17 protein-coding genes and 2 pseudogenes are annotated in these 16,372 nt (G+C 73.3%); 12 read left to right on the forward strand and 7 right to left on the reverse strand.

Annotated elements, in window-relative coordinates; translation table 11 throughout:
- Positions 1 to 683, forward strand: a pseudogene (locus V7E46_RS30655) (hypothetical protein); the annotation flags it as partial.
- Positions 684 to 945: 262 nt separating this feature from the next.
- On the opposite strand, the gene V7E46_RS30660 reads toward V7E46_RS30655, so the two are convergent.
- A complete protein-coding gene (locus tag V7E46_RS30660) occupies positions 946 to 1,785 on the reverse strand; it encodes a spermidine synthase (protein WP_333771481.1) in 840 nt (279 codons plus the stop codon).
- A gap of 158 nt (positions 1,786 to 1,943) precedes the next feature.
- Positions 1,944 to 2,222 (reverse strand): annotated as a pseudogene (locus tag V7E46_RS30665) (elongation factor Tu); the annotation flags it as partial.
- 321 nt (positions 2,223 to 2,543) lie between these two features.
- On the opposite strand from V7E46_RS30665, the gene V7E46_RS30670 reads away from it, so the two are divergent.
- On the forward strand, positions 2,544 to 3,761 hold the full coding sequence (locus V7E46_RS30670) for an MFS transporter (protein WP_333771465.1): 1,218 nt from the start codon (positions 2,544 to 2,546) through the stop codon (positions 3,759 to 3,761).
- An 81-nt stretch (positions 3,762 to 3,842) separates the two neighbouring features.
- Positions 3,843 to 4,625 (forward strand): TVP38/TMEM64 family protein, encoded by a 783-nt coding sequence (locus V7E46_RS30675; protein WP_333771466.1) that lies wholly within the window; start codon positions 3,843 to 3,845, stop codon positions 4,623 to 4,625.
- Here the strand turns inward: V7E46_RS30675 and V7E46_RS30680 are convergent.
- The gene (locus tag V7E46_RS30680) at positions 4,579 to 5,193 is read right to left on the reverse strand and encodes a flavin reductase family protein (protein WP_333771467.1); all 615 of its coding nucleotides are present in this window, start codon (positions 5,191 to 5,193) and stop codon (positions 4,579 to 4,581) included. The genes V7E46_RS30675 and V7E46_RS30680 overlap by 47 nt on opposite strands.
- Positions 5,194 to 5,444: 251 nt before the next feature.
- Between V7E46_RS30680 and V7E46_RS30685 the strand changes: the two genes are divergently transcribed.
- The 3 genes from V7E46_RS30685 to V7E46_RS30695 all read left to right on the forward strand — a co-directional run bounded on the left by V7E46_RS30685 (position 5,445) and on the right by V7E46_RS30695 (position 7,493).
- Complete coding sequence (locus tag V7E46_RS30685; RefSeq protein WP_333771468.1) at positions 5,445 to 5,705, forward strand: hypothetical protein; 261 nt, start codon at positions 5,445 to 5,447, stop codon at positions 5,703 to 5,705.
- A gap of 282 nt (positions 5,706 to 5,987) precedes the next feature.
- Positions 5,988 to 6,533, forward strand: coding sequence for a DUF1062 domain-containing protein (locus V7E46_RS30690; protein WP_333771469.1), 546 nt, complete (start codon positions 5,988 to 5,990; stop codon positions 6,531 to 6,533).
- A gap of 528 nt (positions 6,534 to 7,061) precedes the next feature.
- The gene (locus V7E46_RS30695) at positions 7,062 to 7,493 is read left to right on the forward strand and encodes a hypothetical protein (RefSeq protein WP_333771470.1); all 432 of its coding nucleotides are present in this window, start codon (positions 7,062 to 7,064) and stop codon (positions 7,491 to 7,493) included.
- A gap of 70 nt (positions 7,494 to 7,563) precedes the next feature.
- Here V7E46_RS30695 and V7E46_RS30700 read toward each other — a convergent pair whose 3' ends face one another.
- Positions 7,564 to 7,785: a hypothetical protein gene (locus V7E46_RS30700; RefSeq protein WP_333771471.1), complete on the reverse strand. Its 222-nt coding sequence runs from the start codon at positions 7,783 to 7,785 to the stop codon at positions 7,564 to 7,566.
- A gap of 266 nt (positions 7,786 to 8,051) precedes the next feature.
- Between V7E46_RS30700 and V7E46_RS30705 the strand changes: the two genes are divergently transcribed.
- A complete protein-coding gene (locus V7E46_RS30705) occupies positions 8,052 to 8,957 on the forward strand; it encodes a TIGR03619 family F420-dependent LLM class oxidoreductase (RefSeq protein ID WP_333771472.1) in 906 nt (301 codons plus the stop codon).
- A gap of 162 nt (positions 8,958 to 9,119) precedes the next feature.
- Entirely contained in the window at positions 9,120 to 10,319 is a 1,200-nt protein-coding gene (locus V7E46_RS30710; protein WP_333771473.1) for an MFS transporter, read from the forward strand.
- A gap of 112 nt (positions 10,320 to 10,431) precedes the next feature.
- Here V7E46_RS30710 and V7E46_RS30715 read toward each other — a convergent pair whose 3' ends face one another.
- The gene (locus V7E46_RS30715; RefSeq protein ID WP_333771474.1) at positions 10,432 to 11,196 is read right to left on the reverse strand and encodes an SDR family NAD(P)-dependent oxidoreductase; all 765 of its coding nucleotides are present in this window, start codon (positions 11,194 to 11,196) and stop codon (positions 10,432 to 10,434) included.
- Positions 11,197 to 11,365: 169 nt separating this feature from the next.
- Here V7E46_RS30715 and V7E46_RS30720 point away from each other — a divergent pair, with 169 nt between their 5' ends.
- A complete protein-coding gene (locus tag V7E46_RS30720; RefSeq protein WP_333771475.1) occupies positions 11,366 to 11,689 on the forward strand; it encodes a hypothetical protein in 324 nt (107 codons plus the stop codon).
- On the opposite strand, the gene V7E46_RS30725 is transcribed toward V7E46_RS30720, so the two are convergent.
- Positions 11,638 to 13,269 carry a CHASE3 domain-containing protein gene (locus V7E46_RS30725; protein ID WP_443054405.1) on the reverse strand — a complete coding sequence of 544 codons (1,632 nt, stop codon included), beginning with the start codon at positions 13,267 to 13,269 and terminating at the stop codon, positions 11,638 to 11,640. The two genes, V7E46_RS30720 and V7E46_RS30725, sit on opposite strands and share 52 nt — an antisense overlap.
- A 283-nt stretch (positions 13,270 to 13,552) precedes the next feature.
- Here V7E46_RS30725 and V7E46_RS30730 point away from each other — a divergent pair, with 283 nt between their 5' ends.
- Positions 13,553 to 14,341, forward strand: coding sequence for a response regulator (locus tag V7E46_RS30730; protein WP_333771477.1), 789 nt, complete (start codon positions 13,553 to 13,555; stop codon positions 14,339 to 14,341).
- Positions 14,342 to 14,545: 204 nt separating this feature from the next.
- On the opposite strand, the gene V7E46_RS30735 is transcribed toward V7E46_RS30730, so the two are convergent.
- On the reverse strand, positions 14,546 to 15,019 hold the full coding sequence (locus tag V7E46_RS30735; RefSeq protein WP_333771478.1) for a carboxymuconolactone decarboxylase family protein: 474 nt from the start codon (positions 15,017 to 15,019) through the stop codon (positions 14,546 to 14,548).
- Positions 15,020 to 15,215: 196 nt separating this feature from the next.
- On the opposite strand from V7E46_RS30735, the gene V7E46_RS30740 reads away from it, so the two are divergent.
- Together V7E46_RS30740 and V7E46_RS30745 are read left to right on the forward strand one after the other, a co-directional pair.
- The gene (locus tag V7E46_RS30740) at positions 15,216 to 15,896 is read left to right on the forward strand and encodes a carbon-nitrogen hydrolase family protein (protein ID WP_333771479.1); all 681 of its coding nucleotides are present in this window, start codon (positions 15,216 to 15,218) and stop codon (positions 15,894 to 15,896) included.
- A 113-nt stretch (positions 15,897 to 16,009) separates the two neighbouring features.
- Complete coding sequence (locus V7E46_RS30745) at positions 16,010 to 16,303, forward strand: hypothetical protein (RefSeq protein WP_333771480.1); 294 nt, start codon at positions 16,010 to 16,012, stop codon at positions 16,301 to 16,303.
- Positions 16,304 to 16,372: the final 69 nt, after the last annotated feature.

Here is a 16,372-nt window from a genome sequence, read left to right on the forward strand (position 1 = left end):
CGTCCCCCACGGTGGCCCCCACGCCCGCCCCGACCGGCACCCTGGAGCCGGGTGCCAGCGGCGGCGGGGACGACCCGCGCGGCCCGGCCGGCTCGACCGACGTCACGCCGGTCGTCCCGGGCTGGCAGGCGGTCAAGCGCCAGGAGCGCAACTCGGTCTTCGACGTGCCGCCGGACTGGACACTCGACAGCGAGACCATGGACGTCGGCTACGGCGACGAGACCGGCAAGCCGCAGGTCGCGGTCGGCGCGCCCGCGTACTACAAGAAGGACATCTGCACCGACGGCAAGAACGCCGTCTCCAGCGCGACCGCCGGCACCAAGGGCGGCGGCGGGGCGCCGAGCCTCAAGACCGCCGCCGAGAACGAGGCCAGGGCCTGGGCGAAGTGGGCCTTCCAGGAGAAGGGCAAGGGCACCGTCTCCGCGGCGCAGAACAGCAAGGCCTTCCACAACGCCCACGGGATCACCGGCTGGCAGGCGCAGGCCACCATCACCGGGGTCCCCAAGGCCAACAAGTGCTCCTCGAACGGCATCGCCTACACCGTCGCCTGGCTCGACCCGGCCCAGCCCGACAAGCCGACCCCCGTGGTGTGGGTGCTGTGGGCGCGGCAGGGTGTGCCCGACCAGATCAGCCAGGCCATGGTCGACCAGATCATGAGCACCATCCGGCCGATGAAGCAGTGACACGCGGCAGCGGCCGTACGCTTGGCTATCGCCCGCCCCCGGTGGACTGCCAACCGATCAATGGGCGGCGGGTACGGCAGCGGCGGACGGCAATGGCGGCCGGTACTGCGGCGCCGGGTCTCGCGGGCCTACGGTGAACGGCCCGGCGGTCGTACGGTGAACGGCCCCGCGCTGCTGGGGCGCCGGGCTCGCCGGCCTGCGGTGAACGGCCCCGGCGCTCCCCCGGGTCCCGCGGTCGTACGGCGACCCGCCTGCCGAGCGGTCAGCCGACCGTGAACGCGCCCTCCGGGGGGCGGGGCGAGGCCGTCGCCGTGGCGTCGTCCACCGGGTGCGCGCGGCCGATCAGCCGGGACAGGGCGGGGCCGTGGACGACCCGGGCCGGGAAGGCGTCGGCGGCGCACAGCCGGGACAGCGCCTCGACCGGCAGCGGGCGGCGGCTCGCGACGAGGACGGCGTTGCCGAAGCGCCGGCCGCGCAGCACCCCCGGCTCCGCCAGCAGGCACAGGTCGCCCCCGCCCGCCAACGCGCTGCGTAGCGTGGCCAGTTGGGAGCGCAGGAAGGCGAAGGGCGCGGCGTCGGCCACATTTGCCAGGTAGACACCGTCCGGGCGCAGCACCCGCAGGGCGTCGCGGACGAATTCCACCGACGTCAGCGCGGCGGGTACCCGCGAGCCGCCGAAGACGTCCGCCACCACGAGGTCGGCGGTCCCGCCGCCGGCCCGCGCCAGCCAGGCCCGCGCGTCGGCGGTGTGCACGGTCACCGAGGGGTCGTCCATCGGCAGCACCTCCGCGACCAGCGCGGCCAGTCGCCGGTCGGCCTCCACCACCTGCTGCCGCGACCCCGGCCGGTCGGGGCCGAGCCAGCGGGCCAGCGTCATCGCCCCGCCGCCCAGATGCACCGCGTCCACCGGCTCGCCGTCGGCGAAACCGGCCCGCACGGCGTACGCGATGCGCCGCACGTACTCGAACTCCAGGTGCCCCGGGTCGTCCAGGTCCACGTACGACTGCGGCGACCCGTCCACGGTGAGCAGCCAGGCCCGCGTCCGGTCGATGTCGGGCAGCAGCCTGGCCGTACCGAAGTCCACCGCCCGCACCACCGGCACCGGTTCCGGAGCCTGCCCGGGCTTCCGGTCCGGCGCCTGGTCTGATCCCGTCGCGGGCCGGTCCTCGTGTTGATCCACCCGGCCATTGTCCCGCGCCCCGCGTGGCGGCACGCCCGCCGCTGTCCGGTACGTGGCAACGTACCGGACAGCGGCAGAGCTCAGATCAGCGCGGTCACCGTGCCCGCGCCGACCGTGCGCCCGCCCTCGCGGATGGCGAAGCCGAGCCCCGGCTCCAGCGGCAGCGCCCGGCCGAGGCCGATGGTGACGTCGGCCGTGTCACCGGGCAGCGCCATCCCCGCCGGGCCGAGGTCGACGTCGCCGACCACGTCCGCGGTGCGGATGTAGAACTGCGGCCGGTAGCCGGTGGCGACCGGGGTGTGCCGGCCGCCCTCCGCCGCGGGCACGATGTAGACGCGACGCCGGTCGGTCGTGGACCCCTGGCCTGGCCGACCCTCCCCGTGCGGGGTCCCACCGGACGTCGGTCCGGGGAGGGTCAGCGTCGGGCGCCGTCGAAGGATGCGTTCCGGGCGGCCCGGGCGGCGGATGCGGCCGGGGCGGCGCAGGCAGCCTTCGACGCGACCGCTGCTGCGGTGGCGTCTGCGAGGAAGGCGAGCCGGAACATGCGCCGAGCATGACGGGCGGGCCCGCCCGGCGTCGAAGGGTTTTACGGCGGGAGCACGTGAGAGGATTTGTTCCGCGGGTGAACTTAGGCCGCCCGACCGGCTCGCCCGCGTCCCCACCAGATCGAAGGAAGCTCCATGCCCCTGGCCATCCTCGCCCTCGCGGTGAGCGCCTTCGGTATCGGCACCACGGAATTCATGATGATGGGCCTGCTGCCCGACGTGGCCGACAGCCTGGGCACCTCGGTGCCGACCGCCGGGTATCTGGTCTCGGCCTACGCGCTCGGCGTCGTCGTCGGCGCCCCGCTGCTCACCGGCCTCGGCGCGCGGATCCCTCGCAAGCGGATGCTCCTGCTGCTGATGGCGCTGTTCACCGCCGGCAACGCCGCCTCCGCCGTCGCCCCCGGCTACGGCACGCTGCTCGCCGGGCGCTTCCTCGCCGGGCTGCCGCACGGCGCCTTCTTCGGCGTCGGCGCGGTCGTGGCGTCCCGGCTGGTCGCGGAGAACCGCAGGGCGCGGGCGGTGGCCGCGATGTTCCTCGGCCTGACGGTCGCGAACATCGTCGGTGTGCCCGCCGCCACCCTGCTCGGCCAGAACCTGGGCTGGCGGGCCACCTTCCTGGTGGTGACCGCGGTCGGGCTGCTCTCACTGGCCGCGCTCGCGCTGCTGGTGCCGCAGCTGCCCACCGAGGAACTCAGCGGAGTCGGCCAGGAGTTGCGCGCGCTGCGTGATCCTCAGGTGCTGCTCGGGCTGCTCACCGCGGTGTTCGGCTTCGCCGGGGTCTTCGCCGTGTACAGCTATCTCGCCTCGATGATGACCGAGGTCACCGGCTACGCGGACGCCACCGTCACCGTGCTGCTCGCGCTGTTCGGCATCGGGATGACGCTCGGCGCGCTCGCCGCGGGCCCGCTCACCGACCGCGCCCTGCGCCCGACCCTGTACGGCTCGCTGGCCGCGCTCGCCGTCGTCCTCGTCGGCTTCCACTACGCCGCCCAGTCCAAGGCGACCGCTCCGATCGCGGTCCTGGTGCTGGGCGCGGTCGGCTTCATGACCACCACCCCGCTGCAGATGCTGGTGATGAACAAGGCCCGCCGCGCCCCGACCCTCGCGTCGGCCTCCAACCACTCCGCCTTCAACCTCGCCAACGCGGGCGGCGCCTGGCTCGGCGGTGTCGCCATCGCCGCCGGGTGGGGCTGGACCTCGCCCGCACTCGTCGGGGCGGTGCTCACCGTGGTGGGCCTGGCCGTCGCGATCACCGCGGGCGTGCTGGACCGCGGCTCGCCCGCCGCGTCCTCGGCCGTCGCCGTCGCGGGGCCGCGCGAACGCCGGAAGTCGGAGGCGGCGGACGGGCCGTGACGGCGGGCCCGCGGGCGGTTCGGGCGGTTCGGGCGGTTCGCTGATGCGCCGATCGGCGCCCTGAGCGGTTACGCTCCCGTAGTGCCTCTCGTAGTGCCGCGCCGCGTACGCCTCGCCGCCCGCTGCTCACGCGTACTGCTCTCGCCGTGGGCCAGGTTCGCGGTGCTCGTGCTGCTGCTCGCGGCGGCCGGCGCCGCAGTGCTGGCCTGGCACCCGCAGCGGCTGATGACCGCGCACGGCTGGCAGCCGCACACCTCGGGCGGTACGGCGGTGCTGCTCTTCGCCCTCGCGTACGGCCTGTGCACGGTCGCCTTCGTGCCCCGCCCGCTGCTCAACGCCGCCGCCGGCGCGCTCTACGGCATCCACGCCGGGCTGCCGGCCGCGATCGGCGGCACGGTGCTCGGCGCGGGGCTGGCCTTCCTGCTCGGGCGCCTCCTCGGGCGGGACGCCGTACGCCCGCTGCTGCGCGGCCGGGTCGCGCTGTCCCTCGACCGGCAGCTCAGCAGGCACGGCTTCCGCAGCACTCTGGCGCTGCGGCTCTTCCCCGGAGTGCCCTTCGCCGCCGCGAACTACGCGGCGGCGGTCTCCCGTATCCGGCTGCTGCCCTTCCTCACCGCGACCGCCGCGGGCAGCGCCGCGAACACCGCCGCCTATGTGGTGGCCGGCAGCCGCGCCGCCTCCCCGACCTCGCCGGTCTTCCTGCTCGCCCTGGGCTTCCTGGGCGTCACGGGCGTGGCCGCGGCGGTCGTCGCCCGCGGCGTCCGCGCCCGTTCCCGCACGGGTACGGACGCGGAGTCGGCGGACGGACGTGCGGCGGTCAGCGACGCCGCCCCTCCTGCCACTGCTGGAACGAAATCCGCTTGATCTCCAGCACCTCGCCGAGAGTGCTCCACTCGTCCCTGCCGAGCCGGGCCAGCGGACGCAGCTTGTGCACGTCCGGGTGCCCGTCGGTCAGCACCGCCTCGGACACGGCCGCGTGCACGACCCGCCCGAAGACCACGGTGGAGTCCCCCAGCCTGACCGTGCTGTGCAGCTCGCACTCCAGCGCCACCGGCGAGGCCGCCACGCGCGGCGGCTTCACCCGCAGACTCGGCTCACGCGCGATCCCGACCTCGTCGAACTCGCTCGCCCCGCGCGGGAAATCGGTCCCCGTGGCGTTGATCTCCTCGAAAAGGTGCTCGGACGCCAGGTTGACCACGAACTGCCCGGTCTCCTCGACGTTCCGCAACGAGTCCTTCCGCCCCACCGACGTGAACTGCACGACCGGCGGGCTCACGCAGGACACCGAGAAGAAGCTGTGCGGCGCCAGATTGTCCGTCCCGGCCGCCGAGGTCGTGGACACCCACGCGATCGGCCGCGGCACGACCGTCGCGGTCAGCAACCGGTAGAAGGTGTTGCGGTCCAGCTCGTTCGGATCGAAGTCGATACGCATGCCAGCCAGTATCCACGCGGGGACCGCGGATCCCCACGGCGCATCGCGGCATCACCAAGCCCTGCCTTCTTCGGAGAGCGCCCGGCGCCGTATGCCCGGCCGCTGCGTTCGCCGTGAGCCGTTCTGGACGCCTTCGGTGACGCCCACCGGCAGCTCGGCGCCCAGGAGGTTGCTTCACCGCGTGGTCGGCCGCCGCCGATCTCTACCGCGCGTGCGGCGCAGGGGAGAGGGGATTCCACGTCCGCGGCCGGATGTTCGACCACGCGGTCGCGTCGGGGCAGTTCGACCGCGCCCTGGACTGCGGCGAGGCGATGCTGCGAGTCGCGCGAACCGACCCCGGCCCGGGTCTGCTGGCCGGCCGCTTCCACCGCCTGGCGTGCGTCTACGCGTACCCCGACCGGGAGGACGACGCGATCGGCGCGCTGGGCAGCGCCGTGGACCTGAGCCGCGACGTCGCCGACTCCACCGCGTCACCGCGGTCCCGACTGGACAAGGCGATGCTGGAACTCTGATCCGCGCAGCGCCCCGTCCGGCTCCGGCCCGGTCCGTGTGTGGCCCGTGAACCGCCCTACGGAGCACCGCGGTAAGGCGCCCGAAAACCGGTGGAGCAGCGGCGCCGCGTGCCGTTAGCGTGCTGCCGGACCGAGTCGTCTAGGCAAGGATGCCCCGTTGTACACCGTGTGAGACCCCCCGAGTGCTGATCGGTCGCGCGTCGCGCATGTGCGCCGCGCTGCTTTTTGCTGCGGACTTCTCACTGGAACCGGTGTACTTCTGTGCTCACTGTCTGGGTGGTCATGCCCACCTGCCTGCCGCTCGTTCTCCGGCGCTGCCATACGTGCACGTCCGAGAGCTTCCGGGCAAACGGCAAATTTCGCGTCAACGCACACCACAAGCTCATCGACGCCTGGCTCCTCGCGCTCTGTACCGGTTGCGGGGACACCGCGAAGCTCACGGTCCTGGAGCGGGTGAATGTGCGCTCCGTACGATCGGAGCTGCTGGACCGGCTGCACGGCAACGACCCCGCCCTGGCAGCGGAGTTGCTCCAGGATCCGGTCGTGCAGCGCCGTAACCGCATCGCCCTCGACTGGGACGGCGCGTGGCGCCTCGACACCGGCGAACCCGGCGAACCCGATGAGCCGGATGACCGGGACAGCGAGGTGGTCGACGTCTCGGTCCGGTTCGCGGCGCGTATCCCCGTCCGGCCGGTACGGCTGATCGCTGAAGGGTGCCGTCTGTCGCGGGCCGAGGTCGAACGACTGATCGCGGAGGGCAGACTCGTCTCGGCGGTCCGGCTGAACGCCAAGCTCTCCGGCGACTTCACCTTCACGCTCAAGCGCTGAGCCCTCCTCGGGGTCGGGGGGGGGGGGGGGGGGGGGGGGGGGGGGGGGGGGGGGGGGGGGGGGGGGGGGGGGGGGCGGGCGCGGCGCCCCCCCGCCCCCCCCCCCCCCCCCCCCCCCCCCCCCCCGCGGCAGCGACCGGGCCGCGACCGTCCCCGCCCGATCGCCCGCAAGGCGGTCATCGGCAGCCGGGTCCACGTCTTCGCGTAACCCGCCTGCGGCGCCATGAGCGCCATCAGCGCCGCCGCGGCGACGGCAGCGGCCCCTCCCGCACACCGGATCCTCATCGGCCCGAACCCCCAAGTCGATTGACGACAAGTCCTGTTGCCGTGGGCGCCCCTACTGCAGCAGCGCCCGGCGGCGCCGCCCACCGCGCCCGGGTGAACACTGACCAACGGGCACGGTCCAGACGGGCGGCCTCCGTGCGGTCCTCCGCCCCACCTGTCCCCGTACGGCGCAGGGCACGTACTACCGCTCGAAGCCGGGCTCCCCGAGGAGCTGTCCGCTCGGATCGATTCCTGGGAGCAGGCCTTGGAGGAAGAAGAAGCCGCGCGGTGCGAGGAGGACGAGGACGGGGCAGGGTCGGCCGGCTACCAGCACGACCTGTCCATCCCGCCCGGCTGGCGCGTCGGAGGATCCGCCTCCTGGCATGTGACCGGCCCGGCGCCGATGGACTGCGTGGCATGCTCGGCCCCGGAGGAGGTCCTGCTGACCATCGACAGCTCCGAGTGGGACGGCGGCAGCGGCAGTTGGAAGCCGACCGAAGACCGGAAACCCCACCCGTACCCGTTCTCCTTCGCCACACCGACCAGGATCCGGGTGGGACGTGACGGCGAGCTCAACGGCTCTGCCTGCCCCGCCGATCCGGCGCACCCGCACCGGTGGAGCCTTCAGTGGACAGTCGGGCGGCCGGAGGCGGTGGTGGACGCGGCCGTGGCGGTGCGGGTGCGGGGATCGCAGTGACGAGGGCCACCCGGCGGGGCGGCCGCGAGGGCGGGCGGCCTGGCCGGGTGGCCTGTACATACGTCGCCGGTCACCGCTTCGGCCGACCGCTGGTCGTGGGTTCCGGGTTGGTGGTGCAGCCGCCGCGGCGGCAGTCAGGGTTGGGGCAGGACATGTTCCCTCCTCTCGGATGCTGCAGGTGCGCGGCTTCGACGTCTTTGCGGGCGGTGTCCATCAGTGGTTGCCCGGCGAACCGCGAGGTCAGGGTCTCCAGGTCGGCGGCGCGCTCCACCTGGCTCAGTGGATGCGCCAACAGACTCCTGCATCGTGTACCCCGTCCTGCGCATTCCTTGCCTCATCAATTCACCGCGCACCAGGGCGGTTTCCGCACGACGGGTCCGCTCCCGGGCGGCATGGCCGGCCGCCGGCCGCTGCCGGCCGGGCCGATGGCGCGGGCGCGGGCGGCTGAAGCGGCCTCTCTAAACTGGCTGCGTTGCTTCGGCCGGTGGGATGCGGCGTACTACGCGCTTCCGCGGACCGGGGCGACGTCATGTCCGCCCTTTCCCACAGGAGCAGAAGATGACCATGCGCGTCGGATTCGCGCTTCCGTATCTGAACCATGTGGCCCATGAGGTCTCGCGCACGGCCGAGTTCGCCCGAGAGGCGGAGAAGGCGGGGGCGGCGAGCCTCTGGGTCGGCGACCGCAACTTCGCCGCGGTGAATCCCAAGGTCGGTGCCGGGGGCTTCGGTTCGACCATCCCGGTCGAATACCGCACGGCCGCAGACCCGTTCGTGGTGCTGGGTGTGGCCGCAGCGGCCACCGAGCGGGTCAAGCTCGGCTCGCACGTCCTGATCGCACCGGTCTACCCGCCCGCGCAACTGGCCAGGAGCCTGACCACGATCGACCTGATCAGCAAGGGGCGCCTGCTGCCCGGTTTCGGCATCGGCTGGTCTCCGGAGGAGTTCGAGGGCGCGAACCTCGATTTCCGCCGGCGCGGCGCGCGGATGGACGAGCTGCTGGACGCGCTGGAGCTGCTGTGGACGCAGGACCCGGTGGAATACCACGGCAAGCACATCGAACTGCCGCTGCAATACGCCCCGCTGAAGCCGGTTCACAAGCCGCGCCCACCCATCTACATCGGTGGACTCGCCGGCGCCGCGCTCAAGCGGGTCGGAGAGCGTGCCGACGGCTGGCTGCCGGCGTTCGCCGTACCGGACTTCGTCGACGTGGAAACGGTGCTGGCCCAGCGCGCGCAGATCGACGCCTACGCCACCGAGGCCGGACGTGATCCCGCGGACATCGACACGATCATGCGCATCAACCCCTCCCCCGGAGTCCCGTTCCAGCAGACCGCCGACGTCATCAAGCGGACGGCCGAGCGCACGGGTATCGACCACTTCATGGTCGAGTACATGTCGCTGCCCGATGTCGACGCCTCGCTCCAGACGGTCACGGAGATCCTGGCGCTGATCGAACGCGGCTGATCCGGGCGCAGCCGGTCCGGGCACAGCCGGTCCGTACGCGGCTGATCCGGGCGCGGCCCGTCCGTACGCGGCTGATCCGGGCGCGAGAGCGTGGCCTCGGCAGTGCACTGACACACCCCCGTCGCGCGCAGGACAGGGGCGGGCGTCGCTTAGGGTGCGCACATGACGACTGGCAGTGCGCGAGAGCGTCAGGCGCGGCCGTGGTGCGTCCTCGCCGCGGTGGTGTTCGCCGTGGTCATGGCCGGGACCACGCTCCCGACACCGCTGTACGGGCTCTACCGTGAGGAGATCGGCTTCTCCGAATTCCTCGTGACGGTGGTATTCGCGGTCTACGCCGGCGGCGTCATCACCGCGCTTCTCGCCGCGGGGAATTTCTCCGACATCCTGGGCCGGCGTCCGGTGCTCCTGACCGGCCTGGCGCTTTCCATGCTGAGTGCGGTCTGCTTCGCCTTCGAAGGCGGATTGCCGCTGCTCTTCATCGGACGCCTGCTCTCGGGTTTCGCCGCGGGGCTCTTCAGCGGCGGCGCCACGGCCGCCGTCACCGAACTGGCGCCCCCGGGGCAGCAGGGGCGGGCGGCGCTCACCGCGACGGCCGCCAACATGGGCGGCCTGGGGTGCGGGCCGCTGATCGCCGGGCTGCTGGCGCAGTACGAACCCCACCCGCTGCGGCTGCCCTTCCTGGTCCACCTGGCGCTGCTCATCCTGGCGAGCGGCGTCATCTGGGCGATGCCGGAGACGGTGGCCGTCCGCGACCCGCGACCGCCGCTGCGCCCGCAGGGCATGGTGGTGCCACACGAGGCGCGCCGCGTGTTCGTCCCGGCAGCCCTGTCGGCCTTCGCCGGCTTCTCCCTGCTCGGCCTGTTCACCGCCGTGGCGCCGGCCTTCGTCGCCACCTACTTGGACGTGGACAATCTCGCTGTCTCCGGTGTGATCGTCCTCTCGGTCTTCCTCGCCTCGATGGCAGGGCAGATGCTGATGGGCCGTACGGGGGCGGTGCGCGCGCTGCCGCTGGGCTGCGCCGTCCTGACGGTGGGGCTGGTCCTCATCGGCTGCGCGCTGCTCGCCGAGTCGCTGGCCGTGCTCGTCGCGGGCGGGGTGGTCAGCGGCCTCGGCCAAGGGCTGGCCTTCCGCGCGTCGGTGGCCAACGTGAGCCGGGTCGCCCCCGCGGGGCAGCGCGGCGGCACCATCTCGGCGCTGTTCGTCGCCGCCTACGTCGGCATCTCGGTGCCGGTGGTGGGCATCGGCGCGGTGGCGGTCGCCGTGGGCCTGCGCACCGCGGGTCTGATCTTCGTGGCCTGCGTGATCGTCCTGTCGACCGCGGTGGCCGCCTACTTGGTACGCCGCCCCATGCCGGCGGCGTGACGTGCGCGCCTCCGCGTCGGCGGGATGACGCCCGCGCCTGCGTGCAGGCGGCGTGACGCCCGCTCCCCCGCCGCAACGGCCACGCCGGATCGCCGCGTACGGCGGGTGTCCGTCAGCCGGCGATGACGGCGGCGGCGGTACGGCCGCCGTCGACGTCGAGCACGATGCCGTGTACGAACGAGGACTCGTCACCGGCCAGATACACGGCGGCGTGCGCGACGGCCTCGGGGGTGCCCATCCGGCCCGCCGGGGTGCCCTTCATCATGACCTCGGCGGGGTGGGCCTCGCCCGGCGCCGAGGTCTGCACCACGCCGGGGGAGATCGCGTTCACCCGGATGCCCCGCGGCCCGAACTCCGCCGCCCAGGCCCGGGTCAGCGTCTCCACGGCGCCCTTGGTGGAGCTGTAGAGAGCGCCGATCGGGATGCCGAGGCGGGCGACCCAGGAGCCCAGGTTGATGATCGCCCCGCCGCCGGCCTCCACCATGGCGGGTGCGACGGTCGCGGTCAGGAAGAACGGGGCCTTCACGTTCACGGCGTACACCTGGTCGAAGGTCTTCTCGTCGGTGGCCGCCGTGGTGTCGCCGGGGTAGATGCCCGCGTTGTTGACCAGGACGTCGATACGGCCGCCGAGCACCCGGGTCGCCTCCTGGGCCAGCGACCGCGAGGCGGCGGCGCTGCCGTCCAGGTCGGCGGGTACGAAGTCGGCGCGGCCACCGCGTGCGCGGATCGCGTCGACGACCTCCTTGCCCCGCGCGGCACTGCGGCCGCAGACGGCGACGTGTGCCCCCTCGGCGGCGAAGGCCTCCGCGACCGCCCGTCCGATGTTACTGGTCGCACCGGTCACCAGCGCGGTCCTGCCCGCGAGCCGCTTCGACATGATCCACTCCCCTGCTCGACTTTCCGACGCGCGCCCGAACAGCGGAACCGCACACCGCCGTCGACCGGACGGGGCGCCGGAAAGCCTGGGCGCAGCTGCCACTGTAAGAGGGGCGAATTGGACTCGCACGTCCAGAAATCAGGAGGCCCGCGAGGAGTGCGCGGGGACGATGGCGCGCGCCTTTCGGTCGGTCGCGGTACGCCGGGTGTGCGCCAATCCGGTGTGGACGGGCTACACGCCCTTCAACGACTACCCGTCCGAGGACGACGACGACCTGCGCCGCACGATCGTCGCGCAGCTCGACGACCTCGGCAAAGCGCCCGACACGGAGCGGGTACGCGTAGCGCCACCGGTGCGCCGCAACCCCCGTCGCCGACAGGGGCTTTCACCGCGGGGCGCGACCGCCGCTCCCGGCACTGAGCCGGCCGCCGGCGCGGAGGGTCAGAGCGCCGGACCGGCCTGCCCGCTGCCGCCGGGAGGAGTGGGCGCCTGACCGGCCGCGTCGGATTCCGGGGCGTGTCGGCCGTCTGACTCGGCAGCGGCGGTCGGCCCTGGGACCTGGGGCGGGTCGGCGGGGAGGGTGAAGACGATCCGGGCGCCACCGGTGTGGCCGGGGTCGACGCCGATCGTGCCGCCGTGGAATTCGACCACCTTCTTGCACATGGCCAGCCCGATGCCGTTGCCGGGATAGGTCTCGCGGGTGTGCAGGCGCTGGAAGATCACGAAGACGCGCTCGGCGAACTCGGCCTCGATGCCGATGCCGTTGTCGGTGAAGGCGAAGTGCCACAGGTCGCCGTCCCGCTCGCAGGCCAGGTGGATGCGCGGGGCGCGTTCGTCGGACCGGAATTTGACGGCGTTGCTGATCAGGTTCTGCAGGAGCATGCCGAGCTGGGTCCTGTCGCCGGTCACCGTGGGGAGCCGGTCGTGGGTGAGGACCGCGCCGGTCTCCGCGATGCCGACGCTCAGCGCGGCCTCCGTGGCCCCCCACACCTCGTTGAGGTCGACCAGGGCGTAGTCGTTGTGGACCCGGCCGACGCGGGAGAAGGCGAGCAGGTCGTTGATGAGGGTCTGCATACGGTTCGCGCCGTCGACCGCGTAGTCGATGTACTGGCCGGCCCGTTCGTCGAGCTGGTCGGCGTAGCGGCGCTGGAGGAGCTGGCAGAAGCTCGCGACCTTGCGCAGCGGCTCCTGGAGGTCGTGGGAGGCGACGTAGGCGAACTGCTCCAGCTCGGCGTTGGAGCGCGCCAGGTCGACGGCGTGGGCGCCGATCGCCTCGCGGGCCTTCTTGCTGCTGGACAGTTCCCTGGCCAGCCGCCCGCGCATGGCCTCCACATCACGGGCCAGCGCGCGCAGGTCGGCCGGGCCGACGCTGTCGATGGGGTGCTCGAAGTCGCCGTCCGCCACCGCCCGCGCCTGCCGTGCCAGCCGCTCCAGGGGCCGGTTGACCCCGCGGCGCAGGGCGAAGAAGACCAGCACCGCGAGGGCGAGGATGACCAGCGCGATCGCGGAGAAGATCCAGTTGCGCATATGCCGGGTGTGCTTCAGGTCGGCCCGGGCGGCGTCGCTGCGCTGCTCCAGATGGTGCTGCTGGGTCAGCAGAGCGGCCCGCAGCGCGTCGAACTCCGCCTTGCCCTTGCCTGGCTGGGACAGCGACGCGGGGACCGGCCGGCCCGGCGGGCTGGCGGCGATGGGCTCGGCCACATCGGTCCGCCAGCGCGCGGCCCGGGCCACGACCAGGTCCAGGTCGGCCGACGCGGTGCGGTCGCCGGCCGCCAGGTCGCGGAGCTCGGCCACCGCGTCCTTCTGCTGGGTCAGCCCCTGGGTGTAGGGCTGGAGGAACTGGACCTGCCCGGAGAGGGCGTAGCCGCGGGTGCCGGTCTCCTGGTTGATCAGCGCCGCCTCCAGGAGCGCGGCCTCGGTCAGCGCGGGGCTGCTGTGGTCGACCAGCTGGTCGGTGACCGTCCCTGAGTGCCGGAAGAACCCCGCCACCAGGGCCGAGAGCACCAGCAGGGCCAGCAGCGCTCCCGACACGCCGACCGTCAGCCAGCGCGAGGTGGTCCACCGGCCCTCCATGGCGCGCGGGGCGGGACGCGGCGCACCGCCGGGGGCTGCGGGGCGACCGGGATCGGCCGGGGCGTCGGGGGCAGCAGAGCCGCCGCTCTCCGCCATGCCGCGGACGGGCGCCTGCAACTGCGGCTGGGTGGACACCACTGCCTCCAAGTCGTCGGAAGCCGCAAGCTCCCGTGAACGAACACCGTGCGACAAGCACCGCACCTGGTGCACGCCGCGAAAGCCTACCCCCCGCGACAACCCTGGTTGTCGCTTCCGGGGTGGATGGGTGCGTAAGGTGACCCCCATGGCCATCGATGAGCGTTCCCGACCGCGGGAGGAGTCGCTGCGGCTGGCACACGACGCTCTGGACGGCCTCGTCCGCGAGCTGGCCTCGGAACCGGCTCCCGCCCCGGCCGGCGCCGACGATCCCGCGGGCGCGCTGGCGAACGCGCTGGAGCGGCTGGCCGCCCTCGCCGTACTCCACGACGCGCTCCAGTCCCAGGTGCTCCAGGCCGCCAGGGACGCGGCCGCCGAGGGGGCCAACTACGCCCAGCTCGGCGCCGCCTGGAACATCACCCGGCAGGGCGCGCGCAAGCGCTGGCCCGGCCTGGTCTTCTCCCGCACCCCTGCGCACCACCCGCCGCAAGGAGACCCCATGGAAACGACCGCACCCGAGCGCTCCTACACCGTGCTGCTCGTCGAGGACGACGACGCCGACGCGCTGCTGATCGAGGAGGCGCTGCTCGAACGCGGCACGGCGCGCGCCGTGCAGCGCGCGACCGACGGCATCTCCGCGCTCGCCCACCTGCGCGACCCGGCCAACCCGCGTCCCGACCTGCTCGTGCTGGACCTGAACATGCCGCGGATGAACGGCCGGGAGCTGCTGGCCGTACTCAAGACCGACCCGGTCCTCGCGACCGTCCCGGTCGTGGTGCTCACCACCTCCTCGGCGCCCGACGACATCACCAGCGCCTATCGCGAGCACGCCAACGCGTACGTCACCAAGCCGGTCAACCTCGACGACTTCAACCGCGCCGTCCAGGGCATCGACGACTTCTTCCTCGACACGGTCGTCCACCCGGACCGCCCCTGAGCCGCGGCGACCGCGGACGGATGGCACACCTCGACCGCGGCTGAGCGGTGGCCGCTTTGCGTACGCGGCGGGGGGGGGGGGGGGGGGGGGGGGGGGGGGGGGGGGGGGGGGGGGGGGGGGGGGGGGGNCCCCCCCCCCCCCCCCCCCCCCCCCCCCCCCCCCCCCCCCCCCCCCCCCCCCCCCCCGGACCGGATCCGGCCGGTGTCAGCCGAACTGGCCGGGCTGGTAGTCGCCGGCCGGCTGCTGGATCATGACGTTCATCCGGTTGAAGGCGTTGATGACGGCGATCATCCCGACCATGGCGGAGAGCTGCTCCTCGTCGTAGTGCTTGGCGGCGTTCTCCCACACCTCGTCGGTGACGCCGCCGGAGGCATCGGCGATCCGGGTGCCCTGCTCGGTCAGCTCCAGGGCGGCGCGCTCGGCGTCGGTGTAGACGGTGGCCTCGCGCCAGGCCGCGACCAGGCTGAGGCGGAGCGGGGTCTCGCCGGCCTTCGCCGCCTCCTTGTGGTGCATGTCGAGGCAGAAGCCGCAGCCGTTGATCTGGCTGGCTCGGATCTTCATCAGCTCCTGCGTCGTGGACGGCACCGACAGGCCGCTGAGCACTTTGCCGGCGGCGGTGATGTGCTTCAGGGCCGAGGCCACGGCGGGGCTGGCGAGGATGTTCAGGCGAGCGTTCATGGTGATGTCCTTGCCTTGTGCTGGTGGTGACACCTCTATGACAGCCCGACTCGGGAGTATGTGACGGGAATGCGTGTTGATGTCCATTTCAAGCGCGGGGAGCCCCGCCGCGGCGGTGAAACGACGGAAGGGCCGGGCGGCCGTCGCATAAAATGATCGCTGTTTTCGGCGAGGGGGGTTCGTGGTGGAGCGGTCGTTGAGCATCGCGGTGGCGCAGCCGAGCTGTACGGATCACGATGCGGCGGCCAATGCGGTGGCGCACGCGGAGGCGGTCCGGGCGGCGGACGCGCGAGTTGTGGTGTTTCCCGAGATGTCGCTGACGGGATACCGCCTGGACGCGGTGCCGGTATCCCCGGACGACGAACGGCTGGCCCCGATCGTGGCTGCCTGCGCCGGGACCGGGACGCTCGCCCTGGTCGGCGCGCCGGTGCCGGGACCGCATATCGGCGTCCTGGCGGTGGACGCGGACGGTGCGCGCGTGGTGTACGGGAAGGTCCACCTGCACGGCAGCGAGGCCGACCGCTTCGTTCCCGGCGAGCCCGCCGTGATCGACGTGGACGGGTGGCGGCTGGGGCTCGCCGTCTGCCGCGACACCGGAGTGCCCGAGCACGCCGCGAAGACGGCCGCCCTGGGCATCGACGGCTACCTGGCCGGTGTCGTCCACGCCGGTCACGAGGCCGAGCTGCACGCTGAGCGCGCCCGCCGGGTCGCCGCGGACCACGGGGTGTGGGTCGCCACGGCCGCTTTCGCGGGGCCGACCGGCGGCGGCTTCGACCGTACGTCCGGCGGTTCGGGCATCTGGTCCGCCGACGGCGCGCTGATCGCCGGGGCGGGCGCCGCCCCCGACGAGATCGCCCGGGCGGTCTTCACCAGGTGAGCCCACCCCCGGCGGACACGGGGGGACCGCCGGGAGCGGGGCTCCCCTCGCCGGAGGGGTGGTCCGGGAGGAGCAATGTACTGAGCAGCCGTCAGCTGGGTAGACGCCCCGGCATGACGCAGCCTGCGAGCGCCCCCAGCCCCCGACCGGCCGTGGCCACCGGTGAGCCCAACCCGGGCATCCGCCGCTGGGCTCAGCGCCTCTACGTCCTCGGCGCCCTCGTCTACGTCGCCGGCATCGTCATCGCCCTGCTCGCCGGTCACCCCAGCGGCCGCTCCGTCGCCTGGACCATCGCCTGGGTCGCGATCGTGTTCGGATCCGGTGGCGCCGCACTCCTGCTCCTTCGCCGCCACAAAGCCGCCAAGGCCGCCAGTGAGGCCGACCAGGCCGACCGTACGACCGGCTGACCCGGGGCGGCAGATCACACTGATCCGTCCGGGCGCCCGCCACGGCCCCGCGCACCCCAGCCCCCTGAC

Origin of the sequence: Streptomyces sp. IBSBF 2435 (assembly GCF_036815005.1) — a bacterium.
In the GTDB taxonomy this organism is placed as follows: Bacteria; Actinomycetota; Actinomycetes; order Streptomycetales; family Streptomycetaceae; genus Actinacidiphila.

Excerpts from the sequence above, each read along its gene's own strand:
- V7E46_RS30705 (WP_333771472.1), top strand. The coding sequence starts at position 8,052 with ATGACCATGCGCGTCGGATTCGCGCTTCCGTATCTGAACCATGTGGCC.
- V7E46_RS30720 (WP_333771475.1), top strand. The coding sequence starts at position 11,366 with ATGGCGCGCGCCTTTCGGTCGGTCGCGGTACGCCGGGTGTGCGCCAAT.
- V7E46_RS30715 (WP_333771474.1), bottom strand. The coding sequence starts at position 11,196 with ATGTCGAAGCGGCTCGCGGGCAGGACCGCGCTGGTGACCGGTGCGACC.
- V7E46_RS30670 (WP_333771465.1), top strand. The coding sequence starts at position 2,544 with ATGCCCCTGGCCATCCTCGCCCTCGCGGTGAGCGCCTTCGGTATCGGC.
- V7E46_RS30730 (WP_333771477.1), top strand. The coding sequence starts at position 13,553 with ATGGCCATCGATGAGCGTTCCCGACCGCGGGAGGAGTCGCTGCGGCTG.
- V7E46_RS30710 (WP_333771473.1), top strand. The coding sequence starts at position 9,120 with ATGACGACTGGCAGTGCGCGAGAGCGTCAGGCGCGGCCGTGGTGCGTC.
- V7E46_RS30690 (WP_333771469.1), top strand. The coding sequence starts at position 5,988 with ATGCCCACCTGCCTGCCGCTCGTTCTCCGGCGCTGCCATACGTGCACG.
- V7E46_RS30745 (WP_333771480.1), top strand. The coding sequence starts at position 16,010 with ATGACGCAGCCTGCGAGCGCCCCCAGCCCCCGACCGGCCGTGGCCACC.
- V7E46_RS30680 (WP_333771467.1), bottom strand. The coding sequence starts at position 5,193 with ATGCGTATCGACTTCGATCCGAACGAGCTGGACCGCAACACCTTCTAC.
- V7E46_RS30735 (WP_333771478.1), bottom strand. The coding sequence starts at position 15,019 with ATGAACGCTCGCCTGAACATCCTCGCCAGCCCCGCCGTGGCCTCGGCC.
- V7E46_RS30685 (WP_333771468.1), top strand. The coding sequence starts at position 5,445 with ATGTTCGACCACGCGGTCGCGTCGGGGCAGTTCGACCGCGCCCTGGAC.
- V7E46_RS30725 (WP_443054405.1), bottom strand. The coding sequence starts at position 13,269 with ATGGAGGGCCGGTGGACCACCTCGCGCTGGCTGACGGTCGGCGTGTCG.